Raw genomic sequence first — 15,283 nt, 5'->3', positions numbered from 1 at the left:
AGATACGTTAAATTTAAGTTATAAAAGCTTCCGTAAAACGGAAGCTTTTTTTGTAATGTTTATTTTCGCTTTTCGACATAGTTACAAACCAAAAAAATATTGATGAAAAACTACATTTTTGCAATTGCCTTAGTAATTACATTTTCGGCATGTAAACAAAACACAAAAACAGAAGAAGCTACAGAGAGTGTAGAAGAAGTAATAGTAGAAACTCCAGCAGTTAGCTATCCAGAAAACCTTACTAAGGTATTTGATGCACATGGCGGAATTGATACATGGAAATCTATGAAATCCTTAGCTTTCACAATGGAAAAGCCAAATGGAAAAGAAGTGATAACCACAAACTTAATTTCAAGAGAAGGATTAGTAGATAACCCAAAAGAAAGTATTGGTTTTGATGGTGAAAAAGCGTGGTTTGTAAATAAAACCGAAGGAGATTACAACGGGAAAATGTCAAAATATAAATATAACTTAATGTTCTATTTCTATGCGATGCCTTTTATCTTGTCTGATGACGGAATTAACTATGCAGATGCAGAACCTTTAGTTTTTGAAGGTGTAACCTACCCAGGAATACAAGTAACATATAACGCAGGAGTTGGTGAAACACCAGAAGATCGTTACGTGTTATATTACAACCCTACAACATACCAAATGGAATGGTTAGGCTATACCGTTTCTTTTGTACCAGGAATAGATAAAAAAGAATTACACTTTAGAAGATATAATAACTGGCAAAAAGTGAATGGCGTATTATTGCCTAAAACAATTGTAGGTTACGGTTTTAAAGATGATAAACCAACTGAAGCTAAGCATAGTACAGAATTTACAGAGGTTCAAATTACGAATACAGCGATGCCATCTAGTACATTTGCTAAACCTGAAAATGGAGAATTCGCAAACTAAGCGTTCTTTAATATCACATAAAAAAAAGCGAACATTATATAATGTTCGCTTTTTTTTATGTGGTATTTTAAGTTTAAAATTAAAAAGAATCCGGATTAATAGGTCTATGTAAACCGGGAATTTCTAACATCACTTTACGTAACTCGTTTTTTAAAGTATAACTAGTAAAATCTGGATACGCTGTAAGTCTATTAAAATTTTGTGGCGTAAAAACTAAGTTCCCATTAGGTATCGCTTCAAATTTTTTAAAAGGTGCTGTCGTTTTTAAATTTGTTTCTAAAACCAGAATTTTTTCAAAAGTATAGCTGTCAAAAAAAGAATAACTTTCCTTTTCTATTTTCTTTAGCTCTAAGGTTTGTGCAAAAGAAAAAGAGCTTATAAAAAGAGCAACTAGTATTTGTGTAGTTTTCATAAGATATGGTTTAATACTACTAATTTATGAAAAAATCATCTAATTATAGCGTTTCACTTTGATAATAATTTACCAAAAGAGCCACCACATAACTGTAACTCTTCATACCACCTTGTTGATTATTGGCTTTTAAAAAGTTGGTGTAAAACAGTTTAAAAATAGGCTCTGTAATATTTTGATAGCTATTCCAAAAGTCTTGTGTTTCTTGGTAATTCTTGATGATACCAAGATGTATGCTGTCTAATAATGCTTCATAAACTATTGGGTCTCTTCGATACACTTCCAATAAACAATGTTTTAATCCGAACGTGAAACCAGAATAATTAAAGTAGATATCCGGATTATTTGTTGCTGCTAGAAAACCAATAAAATTAGCTTCATTTTCTTTAGCATAACCTAGTTGATGCGCAACTTCATGCGAAGCGGTTGTTGGGAATTTATATTTAGGTATTAAAGCATCTACCTGTGCTTCATTGGTCAGCGGATTTAAATAACCAGAAAAGCCCATAAAAGTTAAGGGTAAACTAAATAATGATTTTTTAATGCTTTTTCTTTTATAGGAAAGATGTGGGAAATCTTTCTCTAAAACGGCATAACCATTTGGGACTTGTTGTAATAATTCGGTTTTACTAAAAGGCATTACCACTTTTACTGTATCGTTATTGGTGATTTGAAGATGTAAAGCATTCGATTTTTCAATCAGCTGTTTGGTAACCTTAATTAATTGTTCTGTGGTATAATCTGCTTCTAAATTTAAATTTTGGTGTAAAGGCTGTCTGTAATAATTCATAGCCCAAAAAAGATGAAAGGCGAAATAGATAATGGAAACTGCAGCAAAAACATCAATCAACCAGTTTTTGGTATCGTTTATTATCCGCTTTCTATTCAGAATAAACCATCGAATCATGTAAATAATAGAAAAAGCATACACTAAATCGCCAAATGAAAACGGAATCCATCCCAAGGTAAATCTAAAAAGATTCGAAATTACTGGATACAAACCGTTACTATAATAGGTTTCTATAAATTCTGGGAATCTAGAAAACAACTTCACTATAAAGTAAAGTGGTACTATAGAAAAAGCAATATAGGTTTTTGGGTTTTTCAGCATCTTTCAAAAATAAACAAATGTAGCTAATACTTTGCTTGTAGCCTTTGAAAAAAAAATAGGAGGATAGAAAGAAGTTTTCATGGCAATAGTTATCCTATTTTTTTAGACCTATCTTCTTTTCAAGAAGACAATTTCCTTCGTTTAAATATAGCATTGTCCCCTCGAGGAGACTTTAGGGGTGTTTTATTTTATTTAAAAGCAGAGTCAAATAACTTGCCTTCTTTATGCTGAGGTTTTTAAAACCTGCAAGGTTAGTTAGTAGACTATTCGTATCTTCGCACTTTCAAAAATATATACAAATGAATTCAGAAATAAGAGAACTAGAACCGCAACAACTTTGGAACAAGTTTGCAGACCTTAATGCAGTGCCAAGAGCATCTAAAAAAGAAGAACGTGTTATTGCGTTTATGAAAGATTTTGGAAACAAGCTTGGTTTAGAAGTTATTGAAGATGAAGTAGGAAATGTTATTATAAAAAAGCCTGCTACTTCTGGAATGGAAGATAGAGTTACTATTGTAATGCAATCGCATTTAGATATGGTACACCAAAAAAATAATGATACAGAATTCGATTTCGATACCCAAGGAATTGAAATGTATGTAGAAGGAGACTGGGTACGTGCAAAAGGAACTACGCTTGGAGCAGACAACGGTTTAGGTGTTGCAACTATTATGGCTATTTTAGAAAGTACCGATATTGCACATCCAGCACTTGAAGCTTTATTTACCATTGATGAAGAAACGGGTATGACAGGAGCAATGGGTTTAAAAGGAGGTTTGCTGGAAGGCGGAATCTTATTAAACTTAGATACCGAAGAAGATGATGAAATAGGAGTAGGTTGTGCTGGTGGAATCGATGTTACAGCAACTAGAGAGTATAATGTAGAAGAAACGCCAGAATTTAAAACAGGGTTTGCTATTACGGTAAACGGTTTACAAGGCGGACACTCTGGAATGCAAATCCATGAAGGTTTAGGGAATGCGAACAAAATTATGAACCGTGTTTTATTTGACGGTTTTGAAAACTTTGGTTTACGTATTTCTGAAATTGATGGAGGAAGCTTACGTAATGCAATTCCAAGAGAAAGTAACGCTATAGTTGCAATCGATGCGGTGCATGAGGCTGCTTTTATAGCAGAAATGGAAGAAATGGCAAAAACCATTAAAACCGAATTAAGAACTATGGAACCGGATTTAGAAATTACAGTTTCTAAAACGGAAACACCAGAAACTATAATGGATCTTGGTGTACAAGAAGGAATAACAAGAGCAATTTATGCGGCTTGTAATGGTGTGTATAGAATGAGTGCAGAGATTCCTGGTTTGGTAGAAACATCGAATAATATTGCGAGAGTAATTATTAAAGATGGTGCCATTAAAATAGGATGTTTAACGCGTTCTTCTGTTGAGAGTGCAAAAGACGATTTAGCAAATACACTTCGTGCAACTTTTGAGCTTACAGGTTGTGAGGTAGAACTATCTGGTGATTATCCTGGTTGGGCACCAAATATGGATTCTTCTATACTAAAAGTATTAGATGGTTTATATGAAAAAATGAATGGCGAAAAAGCACATGTTGCTGCTTGTCACGCAGGATTAGAATGTGGTATCCTTGGAACGCATTATCCAGAAATGGAAATGATTAGTTTTGGACCAACCATTAAAGGAGCACACTCTCCAGATGAAAGAGCAAGTATTTCTTCTGCTCAAAAATACTGGAAGTTTGTTTTAGAGATTTTGAAAGAGATTCCTAAAAAGTAAGAACAGTAAATACAATATAGTAGAAAACAAAAAAGCAGCTCATCGAGCTGCTTTTTTTAGGTAATACAATTAGGAATTACTTTTGAATCCCCATTATTTCTAAGTCAAAAACTAAGTTTGTGTTTCCAGGAATTGGTCCCATTCCGTTTTCACCATAACCTAAATAACTAGGTATGAAAACGTGTGCTTTATCACCAACGTTCATGTTAAGCATTGCTTCTCTAAAACCAGGAACTAATCCAGCAGTTTCATTATAAATCATTGCAAAAGGCTTGTATCCGTTACCTTTATCGCGTTGTTCGTTATATTGGTCGTTATCTTTAGCAACTTGAACCCAACTGGTATCAAATAATCTGCCGTCTTCAAAGAATCCAGCATAATTAACTAGAACTTTATCTGTAGAATTTGGTTTTACACCGTTTTTAGCTTCATCAATAATCATTACTAAACCAGTAGGAAGTGTTTTTATGGTTCCTTCTAAGCTTTCGTTCTTTTTTAAGAAGTTTTCAGTCGCTTGTTTTGCTTGTTCTTTCAGTTTTGCTTCAGACTCTTCTTTCAGTTTTTTTATGTTTTCGTCAATTTTTGGTAACTCTTCAGTGTACACTTTAGGAGCATCAAAAGCTTTCGCTAATTTTCCTTTTCTAATAATGTTTAGTTCCGTAATAACTACATCTACTAAAGGCTTGTTGTTTGGTTTTTGTGTTTCTACGTTAGAAATACTGTCTTGTACATCCATTCCTAAAACTACTTCTCCAAAAACAGCATGACAACTTACTCTTGGGTTGTCACATTTTTTTAAATTTCCTTGTGCATCAAATGCATCTAAGTTTGGTGTAGGACCTTCTGTTATGAAAAACTGACTACCATTAGTGTTTGCTCCAGAATTTGCCATGGATAAAATCCCTGGTTTATTGTGTCTCAATTCTGGGTTAAACTCATCAGTAAATTTATATCCAGGATCTCCAGATCCAGTTCCTGTAGGATCTCCTCCTTGAATCATAAACTTGTCGATAATTCTGTGAAAAATAATACCGTTATAAAATCTTTTTCCTTTTAAGGAATCTGTAACATTTGGATGTGTACCTTCTGCTAAAGCAACAAAGTTTGCAACAGTAACAGGTGCTTGTTCAAAATACAATTTAGCAACCATAGTACCTTGGTTGGTTACAAATTCTGCGTAAAGTCCGTCTTCAAGATCAGGATATTTATCTTGGCAAGAGGTTGCACTTAGCAAAAGCGCAATAATAAAAATTTTCATAGTTTGTTTTAAAAAATTCATGTTAATTAGATTGATTTAGAGTTATTGAATTTACTGTTACTTCGCACATTAATGGTATGCTAGTACCAATTCTATTATTGTCGCCATAATAACCATACGCTTTTGGTGAAGGAAAAAGAAAAGTAACGGTTTCTCCAGATTTCATAAGTTTTAAACCTTCACGTAAACCAGTAAAAAGTTCTTGCTTATCCATAGCATAGTTTTGGGGTTTTAATTCCTCTTTCGTGTAGATTAAATCTCCATTTAAAGATTTAACATTATAATTAAAATTTACAATGTCACCAAAACTTGGTTTAATTATGCTGTCTTCTATTTTAGTATTATAGTAATACCAAAAACCACTTTGTGAAGCGATATAGTTGTTTTCTGGATTCTTATCCATAATAGCTTCAATACGAACTTGTTCTTTAGCATAGAGCTTTTTGTTTCTTTCTACAGATTCTTCAATAAAAGAACCAGAAGTTGCAGATACAGGTCTTCTTGCTTCTGGTGATTTACAAGAAGCAAATAGTAGGAAAATAAATGGTATTATTAAAAACTTATTCATTGTTTAAAGCCTTTTTATAGCTTGGTAATATACTAATAAATTTTTCAACGGTTTCATTTAAGTCGCTATCACTTTTACCTCCAGCAGCATTGGTATGTCCTCCTCCAGAAAAATGTGCTCTTGAAAATTCGTTTACCGAAAAATCACCTTTAGAGCGTAAGGATATTTTAATGATATTTTGCTTTTGGTCTTCTATAAAAATAGCAGCAAATACTATGTTTTGTAGGGATAGGGCATAGTTAACAAAGCCTTCAGTATCTCCTTTTTTGTAATCAAAGTTATTTAATTCTTGTTGAGAGAGTGTTATATATGCTGTTCTATATTCTGGTAAAACCTTTAAATTACTTAATGTACAACCTAATAATTGTAATCTGTTGTAGCTATTGGTATCGTAAATAGCATTGTGTATTTGTGCGTTTTCTGCTCCTTTGTCTATTAAGTCGGCAATCACTTTATGCGTTGTAGATGTAGTCGAAGAAAATCGGAATGACCCAGTATCTGTCATGATTCCTGTATATAAACATGTAGCAATATCTGCATCAATCTTATTTACATCGGCTAACATATCTATAAAATGATATACCATTTCACAAGTAGAACTCATCGTTACATCACTATAGGTATATAATGCATAATCATCTGGTTGTTGGTGATGGTCTATCATTATTTTTATGGCCTCACTTTTCGCAAGAACAGCCTCCATATCTCCAGTTCTATTTAAAGCGTTAAAATCTAAGGTGAAAATAATTTCGGCTTGATTTATTAAGGTGTTACTCGCTTCATTTTCGGTATCATATTTTAAAACGGTGTCTTCGCTAGGCATCCATTTTAAAAATTCAGGATAATCATTTGGAGCAATAACGCGCACTTCATGATTATATTTTAAAAGGTATAAGTAAAGACCTAATGTAGAGCCAATAGCGTCTCCGTCAGGATTTTTATGAGGAACAATCACAATTTTTTTAGGAGATTGTAAAAGTGTCTTTATATTGGTAATGTCTTGTTTTTTCATAAGTAGCGAAGATACAATTTTTTAATAATGGATTATATTGTTTTTATGAAGAAATACATTACTTTTGCAAAAAATTAAATTAAAAGAAATGGCAACAAATAGAACATTTACAATGCTTAAACCAGATTCTGTTGAAAAAGGGAATATTGGTGCAATTTTAGAAAAAATTACTGCTTCTGGTTTTAGAATCGTAGCATTAAAGTTAACACAAATGACATCTGCAGATGCGCAAGCATTTTATGCAGTACACAACGAACGTCCTTTCTTTGGGGAATTAGTTGAGTACATGACACGTGGACCAATTGTAGCAGCAGTTTTAGAAAAAGACAATGCAGTGGAAGATTTTAGAACTTTAATTGGAGCAACTAATCCAGCAGACGCAGCAGAAGGAACTATTCGTAAACTTTATGCAGCATCTATTGGTGAAAACGCTGTTCACGGAAGTGATAGTGATGAAAACGCAGCTATTGAAAGCGCTTTCCATTTTTCTGGTAGAGAAATGTTCTAGTACATAAATATAACAAGTATAAAAAAGCCTGCAATTTGCAGGCTTTTTTTGTTTATGTAAGCTAGCTAACTAAAAAAACGAAATAACTGTAGTATCTTTAGAAAAAAAATATGATGATGAAATCAACAAAAGTTCTATTTGTTTTATTCTTGTTTACAATTGCTAGTTATGGACAGGAAACACAAAGAAGTATCTCTTCTTTTGTTAAAGAAACAAATGCAACTGTCTCCATTAATGAGAATACAAATATTGCAAGCTTTATTAAGTTTAAGCAAAGTAATCCATTAGAAGTCCAAGGAACAACGATAGAAGAAAAAGCATTTACTTTCTTAGAAAAGTATAAAGCTATTTTTAATCTGAAAACGGTTAATGATTCGTTTATTGTTGAAGAATCTAAAACAGATACATACGGATTTAAACATTTAACGCTAAATCAAGTGTATAATGGCGTTGCTGTGTACGATGGTAAATTAAAGTTTCATTTTGATACAGAAAGTAAATTAACTTCTATTAATGGAAACTTTATTCCTAATATAAAACTTAATGCTGTACCAAGTATATCTGCTTCAAAAGCTAATAGCTTGGCGCTTCAAACGGTTGAAAATCAAAAAATAAATGCTTCAGGAACTCCTTTAATGGTAAATGAAAACACATTATATGTTTTTCAAAAAGGACTAGCGCAAGGAAACTTCACATCCAAACATCTTGTCTATGAAGTGGAAGTACGTAATGATAATGATGTTAGAGAATTTATTTTTATAGATGCTATTACTGGTGAAATTGTAGAGCAATTTACAGGAATGGCCAGTGCTTTACATAGAGTTGTTTACGAGAGTAATACGGTTTTTGTTGTTTGGGAAGAAGGAGATCCTTTACCAGGAACATTATCTATCTGGCAAAGAAATGAGGTAGAAACTGCGGGACACATGTATAACCTATTTAACAATACTTTTGGTTTTGATTCTTATGATGGTGCAGGTGCACAAATGAGAACAATTAATAATGATCCTAATGTTGCAAATGCAAGTTGGAATGGTTCTACTACTAATTATCGTGATGGTACTGCTGCAGATGATGTTATTGCACATGAATGGGGACATGCATATACAGAATATACAAGTGATTTAATTTATGCTTGGCAATCTGGAGCTATTAATGAGTCGTATTCTGATATTTGGGGAGAAACTGTAGATTTAATAAATAATTATGAAGATGAAGGAGAAGATGTTTCATTAAGAACTGGTTGTCAAAGTTCTGTGAGATGGAGAATGGGAGAAGATGCATCCTTTTTTAGTGCTCCAATACGGGATCTTTGGGATCCTACTTGTAATGGAAACCCAGGAAAACTTACAGATAATTTTTACCATTGTGCAGATTCGGATTCTGGAGGAGTTCATATTAATTCAGGCGTATCCAACCATGCCTATGCTTTGTTAGTTGATGGTGGTACCTATAATGGACAAACCATTAGCGGAATTGGTTTTACAAAAGCAGCACATATTTTTTGGAGAGCACAGAGCACGTATCTTACTGCAACAAGTAATTTTTATGTGTTAGCAGATGCTTTAGAAGCTTCTTGTTTAGATTTAATGGGAATTAATTTAGAAGGACTTACAACTACAGCTACTCCTGCTGGAGCATCTGGAGAAATAATAACAACTGCAGATTATGATGAATTAGTGAAAGCGATTTTAGCTGTCGAAATGCGCATAAATCCAGAACAATGTGGCTTTGAAGCGATTTTAGAAGAAGCTCCAGAATTATGTGAGTTAGCAGAAAATGATCCCGTATTTTTTGAAAATTGGGAAACTGGTTTAGGAGATTGGCAAGTTTCAGAGTTTGTTGTAAATTCTGCTTCTTGGGAGTCTAGATCTTGGACTATTCAAACGGATTTACCAAACGGAAGAGAAGGACAAGCGGTTTTTGGTGCAGATCCTATTAATGGAGATTGTGCAGCTAATTTACAAAACGGAATTCTAAGACTAGATAGTCCTTTAATTACCTTGCCAGATTTTACAGAGGGAGTTTATGAGCTGGCTTTTGATCATTACGTTGCTACCGAATTTCAATGGGATGGTGGAAATATAAAATATAGTTTAAATAATGGAATTACTTGGAACATGGTGCCAAGTGGCGCATTTACACATAATGCATATAACAGCATATTAAATACAGATGGAAATGATAATCCAATGCAAGGACAAGATGCCTTTACAGGTTCTGATGGCGGTTCTATAACCGGTAGTTGGGGAAAAAGTATTATAGATTTATCTGTAATTGGTCTTGGAGCGAATAGCACTTTTAAACTTAGATTTGAAATTGGTACAGATGGTTGTAACGGTATAATAGGTTGGTATCTAGATGATCTTGTAATTTATAATTGTAATATGCCATTATCTGTTTCAGAATATGAAGCATTAAATAGCAGTATTGCAGTATATCCAAATCCTTCAAAAGGGATGTTTACATTAAAGAAAACACAGAATATAGATTTAAGTTCTGCGAGTATTCATGATATTAATGGGCGATTTATTAAGCAAATAGATTTAAGTACCATGCAGGTTGAAAGACAAATGAATATTACAGATCTTGCTTCCGGTATTTACTTTATGACGGTTACTTCACTAGATAGTAAAACGGTTATAAAACTTGTAAAAGAATAATTAGATTATAATAACTTAATAAAAAGCACAGCTAGTAATAGTTGTGCTTTTATTGGTTATTTACATAAGATAGAATGAAAACGAAGCTACATATATTTAAAGTTGTTGCAAAACATTTGAGCTTTACTAAAGCTGCAGAGCAATTATTTATTTCGCAACCAGCGGTATCTAAATCGATTAAAAATTTAGAAGAAGAATATAAAACAACGTTTTTTACTAGAAAGAGAAACTCCATAGAACTTACAGCAGAAGGGAAGTCCTTTCTTTTATATGTCAATAGAATACTCGCTGTTTTTTCTGAAATGGAGGAACAGTTTCTCCACAAAAAGGACGTTTTTCCAGAAGTTATTGAATTGGGCGTTAGTACGACATTGTCTAATTATATAATTCCTAAAATAATAGCAAAGTTTAGAGTCCAGTTTCCGCAAACAAAATTTAAAATAATAAGTGATAATTCAGCCCATATTGAAGATTTTATTCTGAATGAAGAAATAGATTTTGGTATTACCGAAGGTAGTATTTCTAATACTAAACTGCATTTTGAAAAATTTATTAAAGACGAAATTGTATTGGTCACTAATGTGAATAACAATCTTTTTAAGAAAGGGAGTATCACTATGGAGACTTTACAGGAAATCCCTATTATTGAACGTGAAAAAGGTTCTGGAACAAGGACTATTATTGATGCGTTTCTATTACAAAACAATATAAAAAAGCTAAACAGTGTCGTGTCTTTAAATAGTACCGAAGCAATTAAAAACTACTTGTATCATTCCGATCATTATGCGCTTTTATCTATTAATGCTATTCATAATGATCTTGTTCATAATAAATTAAAAATAATAGATATTAAAGATTTAAGCATCGAAAGATGGTTTTACTTTATCAAAAGAACGGGTTTTCAATCGAAGACTGTAGATTATCTAGAAAATTTCATCCGACAAAACTATAACTTTTAGTTATGCTTAATAACTAATTAATTTGCTTACAGGTTATTTCTTAGGTTTACTTTTGTATGATAATAATACAAAATTAGATGAAAGATTTGTTTACCAAAGCAGCCTACCTCCTTATAATTAGTATCGCTTTTTTAGGCGGAATAAATAGTCCGACAGCATTAGTGCTTGGCTTTGTGTTTACACTTGTATTTCATAATCCCTTTCCAACGTACAGTCAGAGGGGTTTTCACCTTTTTTTGAAGGTCTCTGTAGTTGGTTTAGGTTTTGGAATGTTTATTAATGAAACATTAGAAACGGGTAAGCAAGGTTTAGAATTAACTATGTTTTCTATTTTTTTAACGATTGGTTTCGGATACATCTTAGGAAGAATTTTGAAGTTAGATGTAAAATTAGCACATCTTATTAGTTCTGGAACTGCTATTTGTGGCGGAAGCGCCATTGCAGCAATTGCACCAGTTATTAAAGCGAAAAGTAAAACCATAAGTGTTGCAATAGGTATTGTGTTTTTTTTAAACGCTATTGCGCTATTTGTTTTTCCTGCAATAGGTCATTTTTTTAACTTAACACAAGAGCAATTTGGTTTATGGTGCGCTATTGCTATTCATGACACAAGTTCTGTAGTTGGAGCAGCTTTAGGTTATGGAGATGAAGCTTTACGAATAGCAACAACAGTGAAATTAACAAGAACCTTGTGGATTATTCCTTTATCTATTTTATCTATGTTTCTATTTAAAACCAAAGGAGAGAAAATAAAGATTCCCTATTTTATTATTCTATTTATAATTGCCATTTTTATAAATAGTTGCCATGTTTTACCAGAGCAAGCAACTAGTTTTATTGTGCTTATGGCAAAACGATTGCTTGTTGTAACATTATTTCTTGTAGGATCTAATATATCTATTAATGATTTAAAAGCATCTGGTGTAAAGCCAATCGTGTTTGCATCTATATTGTGGTTGTTTATTTCCGTTTTTTCGTTAGCTTATATTTTAAACTAAAAAAGAAATGTAGTGTAGAAGGTTAAAACAAAACGATCACAAACAAAAAAAACGCAACCAATTGGTTGCGTTTTTGCTTTAAAAAGATAAGTATATATTATATAACTTTTACGTTTATTGCGTTTAATCCTTTTTTTCCTTCTGTTAATTCGAACTCAACGTCATCGCCTTCACGAATCTCATCGATTAATCCCGAAATGTGTACAAAATGTTCTTTGTTTGAACCTTCTTCTGTGATAAAACCAAATCCTTTGGCATCGTTGAAGAACTTTACTGTTCCTTTACTCATTGTAATGTAATTTAATTTGTTAATATGTAATAGTTTACAAATATAATGCCAATAAATTAAATAAACATAAAAATTAATAAATTATCTTAATACCAATTTTTTTATAATCTCTTTACCTAGACTTTCATTAAGCATTTTAATTATTTTTTCTTTACCATAGCTCAGTTCTTCACGCAAAACACTAGAACTTAATTGTATATATAAAGTTTCGCGTTCTAATTGTATTGCTGTTGTATAATTATTGACACCATTTCCCATTAGGTTCGCCCAAGCATCAGCTACATTGACTTTATCTAAGCCACGTTCTAATTTATTGGTTTCTACAAATTCCTTTAAAGCATCCGAAATGCTTAGATTTTCATTATTACGTTTTGCCATATTCCTTTTCCGCAAAAGCGGAAATCTTTTTAATTTTTATTTATCCCTTCTAAATCTAAAGGTTGATAGCGTTTGTATAAATATACGTCCTTATTCTGGTTTATTATTTTTAATTGCGATGTACTTGCTAATAATATAGTTTCTTTCCATTTCGCAAAAGGGGTCTTATAATATACGTTTAAACTGTCGTTTTCTATTATAATCTGCATCGTTTCAGCATCTTTAGACGTTTCGTAAGTTCCTAAAAAATTAGGTTTCATTTTTTTTCTAAACCCAGTTAAACTATCGTTTATTTCAAAATAATCTATAGTATCATTATAGTTGTAGTCTTTTTTACTTCCATCGTGTAAGGTTACTTCGTCAATTTCCCAATACCCATTTATATGGGGAATAAACGTTTCCGGATTTGGAGAACAACTAAAAATAGTTAGGGCTAATAAAAGGATTACATGTTTTTTCATAGCTTAAAAATTTCAAAAGATTGGTGTACTTGTTTTACGGCATTTTCTGTTCGTTCGGCGTGTGTATCACTAATAAAAAGTTGTCCGAAGTTTTCATCATCTACCAATTTAATAATTTGTGCAACGCGTTGTTCATCTAACTTATCAAAAATATCATCTAAAAGTAGAATCGGGTTTACACCACTTTGTTTCTTTATAAAATCGAATTGTGCCAACTTTAAAGCGATTAGAAAGGATTTTTGCTGTCCTTGACTTCCAAACTTTTTAATAGGATGATCTGCAATATTAAATACCAAATCGTCTTTATGTATTCCTATACTAGTATACTGTAAAGCTTTGTCTTTATTAATAACGCGCATTAAAAGTGTGTTGAGGTCTGCTTCAAATAAATCACTTTTATATATCAAATCTACACTTTCGTTATTATTGCTAATCGCTTCATATCGCGATTTGAAAATAGGAATAAACTCTTGTAAAAAAGCATCTCGCGATTTAAAAATCCGTGTCCCATAATCGGTTAACTGATTGTTGTAAATTTCAATAGTATCGTGGTTATAGGTGTTGTTAAGCGCAAAATATTTCAATAACGAGTTTCGTTGTGCTAAAATCTTATTGTACTTAATTAAATCGTCTAAATAGGTTTTATCACTTTGCGAAATCACACTGTCAATAAATTTACGTCTGGTGTCACTTCCTTCGGTAATTAAATCTCTATCTGCTGGCGAAATTATAACCAAAGGTAAGAAGCCAATATGTTCACTAAATTTTTCATAAGCCTTATTATTTCGCTTAATAACCTTTTTCTGACCTTTTTTTAAGCTAATTGCAACTTTCTCTAAATTATTTTCTTTTTCATAATCGCCATTAATGACAAAAAACTCTTCGTTGTGTTTTATATTTTGTGATGCTACCGGATTAAAATAACTTTTACCAAATGAAAGATGATAAATAGCATCAAGAACATTGGTTTTACCCACGCCATTGTTACCAACAATGCAGTTTATTTTTTCATTAAAGGTGAAAGAAATGCTGTCAAAATTCTTATAATTAAGTAAAGAAAGTGATTTTAAAATCATAAAAAAGTGAGATAATCGGAATTCTAGAAGTTGTTTTCTTGAAATGTCTTGCAAAATATTGAAAAATAACAAATAAATAAACCTTATTTGTGAAGAAAAATTTTATTTTTGCCACGCAATAATTAAGAAAATAATGGCAACGTACAAGAAAAGAGGTTATAAAGCAAATACGAAAGAAGAAGTAGAGCAAGTTGAAGAAGTAAACTCAACAACTGCCGAAGTCTTTAATACACTAGATGAAACAGCTTCTAAAACAGAAGACTGGGTTATTAAGAACCAAAAATACATTTTTGTAATAATTGGTATTGTAGCTGTAGGAGTATTAGGTTACTTAGGGTATAAAGAATTTGTAGCTAAACCAGCACAAACAGAAGCGATTAACGATATGTTTCAAGCGCAAAAATATTATAACGAAGCAGTAACAGGAGCTGACAAAGATTCTTTATTTAATTTAGCATTAAATGGAGGAGAAGGTAAGTTTGGTATGTTAGATATTATATCTGAGCATAGCGGAACAGAAGCTGCAAACCTTGCAAACTATTACGCAGGAATGGCTTACTTAAACCAAAAAGATTACAAAAATGCGGTTTCGTATTTAGGTAAATATACTGGTAAAGACCAAGCAACTGGACCTATTGCTAAAGGAGCAATTGGAGATGCATTTGTACAATTAAACCAAAAAGAAGATGCTTTAGGTTATTATGTGCAAGCGGCAGAAATGCGTAACAATGAATTAACAACGCCAATGTACTTATACAAAGCAGGAATTACTGCTTTAGATTTAGGAAAAGCTAGTGAAGCGTTAAAACATTTTACTAAAATTAAAGAAGAATATCCTACTGCAACTGAAGCTACAAATATTGATGTATTTATAGGGAAAGCAGAAGTGTTGGCTACTAAATAAATTACCGCTTTCGCGGAAAG

At 32.2% G+C, this 15,283-nt stretch carries 16 protein-coding genes; 7 read left to right on the top strand and 9 right to left on the bottom strand.

Going from position 1 to position 15,283, the window contains the following annotated elements; all coding sequences use genetic code 11:
* Positions 1-102: 102 nt before the first annotated feature.
* Complete coding sequence (locus tag AMD28_RS17380) at positions 103-906, top strand: DUF6503 family protein (protein ID WP_055445417.1); 804 nt, start codon at positions 103-105, stop codon at positions 904-906.
* 79 nt (positions 907-985) lie between these two features.
* Here AMD28_RS17380 and AMD28_RS17375 read toward each other — a convergent pair whose 3' ends face one another.
* Positions 986-1,318, bottom strand: coding sequence for a hypothetical protein (locus AMD28_RS17375; RefSeq protein ID WP_055445416.1), 333 nt, complete (start codon positions 1,316-1,318; stop codon positions 986-988).
* A 43-nt stretch (positions 1,319-1,361) separates the two neighbouring features.
* Positions 1,362-2,429, bottom strand: coding sequence for a DUF3810 domain-containing protein (locus tag AMD28_RS17370; protein WP_055445415.1), 1,068 nt, complete (start codon positions 2,427-2,429; stop codon positions 1,362-1,364).
* A gap of 299 nt (positions 2,430-2,728) precedes the next feature.
* Here AMD28_RS17370 and AMD28_RS17365 point away from each other — a divergent pair, with 299 nt between their 5' ends.
* Positions 2,729-4,189 (top strand): aminoacyl-histidine dipeptidase, encoded by a 1,461-nt coding sequence (locus AMD28_RS17365; protein WP_055445414.1) that lies wholly within the window; start codon positions 2,729-2,731, stop codon positions 4,187-4,189.
* Between the two features lie 76 nt (positions 4,190-4,265).
* Here AMD28_RS17365 and AMD28_RS17360 read toward each other — a convergent pair whose 3' ends face one another.
* From AMD28_RS17360 to AMD28_RS17350, 3 genes are read right to left on the bottom strand one after another with little or no spacing between them, the layout of a single operon-like run.
* Positions 4,266-5,447, bottom strand: a complete 1,182-nt coding sequence (locus AMD28_RS17360) for a peptidylprolyl isomerase (protein WP_055445413.1) — start codon at positions 5,445-5,447, stop codon at positions 4,266-4,268.
* 22 nt (positions 5,448-5,469) lie between these two features.
* Positions 5,470-6,015: a gliding motility-associated peptidyl-prolyl isomerase GldI gene (gene gldI, locus AMD28_RS17355; protein ID WP_055445412.1), complete on the bottom strand. Its 546-nt coding sequence runs from the start codon at positions 6,013-6,015 to the stop codon at positions 5,470-5,472.
* Positions 6,008-7,027: a DHH family phosphoesterase gene (locus tag AMD28_RS17350; RefSeq protein WP_055445411.1), complete on the bottom strand. Its 1,020-nt coding sequence runs from the start codon at positions 7,025-7,027 to the stop codon at positions 6,008-6,010. Before AMD28_RS17350 ends, gldI begins: the two co-directional genes overlap by 8 nt.
* A gap of 88 nt (positions 7,028-7,115) precedes the next feature.
* Here AMD28_RS17350 and AMD28_RS17345 point away from each other — a divergent pair, with 88 nt between their 5' ends.
* The 4 genes from AMD28_RS17345 to AMD28_RS17330 all read left to right on the top strand — a co-directional run bounded on the left by AMD28_RS17345 (position 7,116) and on the right by AMD28_RS17330 (position 12,155).
* Positions 7,116-7,535 (top strand): nucleoside-diphosphate kinase, encoded by a 420-nt coding sequence (locus tag AMD28_RS17345; RefSeq protein ID WP_055445577.1) that lies wholly within the window; start codon positions 7,116-7,118, stop codon positions 7,533-7,535.
* 116 nt (positions 7,536-7,651) lie between these two features.
* Complete coding sequence (locus tag AMD28_RS17340) at positions 7,652-10,198, top strand: M4 family metallopeptidase (RefSeq protein ID WP_241492541.1); 2,547 nt, start codon at positions 7,652-7,654, stop codon at positions 10,196-10,198.
* Positions 10,199-10,272: 74 nt separating this feature from the next.
* Complete coding sequence (locus tag AMD28_RS17335; RefSeq protein WP_055445409.1) at positions 10,273-11,157, top strand: LysR family transcriptional regulator; 885 nt, start codon at positions 10,273-10,275, stop codon at positions 11,155-11,157.
* Between the two features lie 77 nt (positions 11,158-11,234).
* On the top strand, positions 11,235-12,155 hold the full coding sequence (locus AMD28_RS17330; RefSeq protein ID WP_055445408.1) for a YeiH family protein: 921 nt from the start codon (positions 11,235-11,237) through the stop codon (positions 12,153-12,155).
* 97 nt (positions 12,156-12,252) lie between these two features.
* Here AMD28_RS17330 and AMD28_RS17325 read toward each other — a convergent pair whose 3' ends face one another.
* The 4 genes from AMD28_RS17325 to recF form a co-directional block, all read right to left on the bottom strand.
* Positions 12,253-12,444 (bottom strand): cold-shock protein, encoded by a 192-nt coding sequence (locus AMD28_RS17325; protein WP_055445407.1) that lies wholly within the window; start codon positions 12,442-12,444, stop codon positions 12,253-12,255.
* A gap of 81 nt (positions 12,445-12,525) precedes the next feature.
* Positions 12,526-12,822, bottom strand: coding sequence for a DciA family protein (locus tag AMD28_RS17320; protein WP_055445406.1), 297 nt, complete (start codon positions 12,820-12,822; stop codon positions 12,526-12,528).
* A 29-nt stretch (positions 12,823-12,851) separates the two neighbouring features.
* Positions 12,852-13,283, bottom strand: a complete 432-nt coding sequence (locus AMD28_RS17315; RefSeq protein ID WP_055445405.1) for a hypothetical protein — start codon at positions 13,281-13,283, stop codon at positions 12,852-12,854.
* Positions 13,280-14,359, bottom strand: a complete 1,080-nt coding sequence (recF, locus tag AMD28_RS17310) for a DNA replication/repair protein RecF (RefSeq protein ID WP_055445404.1) — start codon at positions 14,357-14,359, stop codon at positions 13,280-13,282. The genes AMD28_RS17315 and recF overlap by 4 nt, the downstream gene beginning before the upstream one ends.
* Before the next feature lie 133 nt (positions 14,360-14,492).
* Between recF and AMD28_RS17305 the strand changes: the two genes are divergently transcribed.
* Positions 14,493-15,263: a tetratricopeptide repeat protein gene (locus AMD28_RS17305; protein WP_055445403.1), complete on the top strand. Its 771-nt coding sequence runs from the start codon at positions 14,493-14,495 to the stop codon at positions 15,261-15,263.
* The last annotated feature ends 20 nt before the right edge of the window (positions 15,264-15,283 follow it).

It is taken from the genome of Lacinutrix himadriensis (assembly GCF_001418105.1).
In the GTDB taxonomy this organism is placed as follows: domain Bacteria; phylum Bacteroidota; class Bacteroidia; order Flavobacteriales; family Flavobacteriaceae; genus Oceanihabitans; species Oceanihabitans himadriense.
The sequence above is the reverse complement of the archived record's forward strand: the minus strand, read 5'-3'. Positions and strand labels throughout refer to the sequence as shown.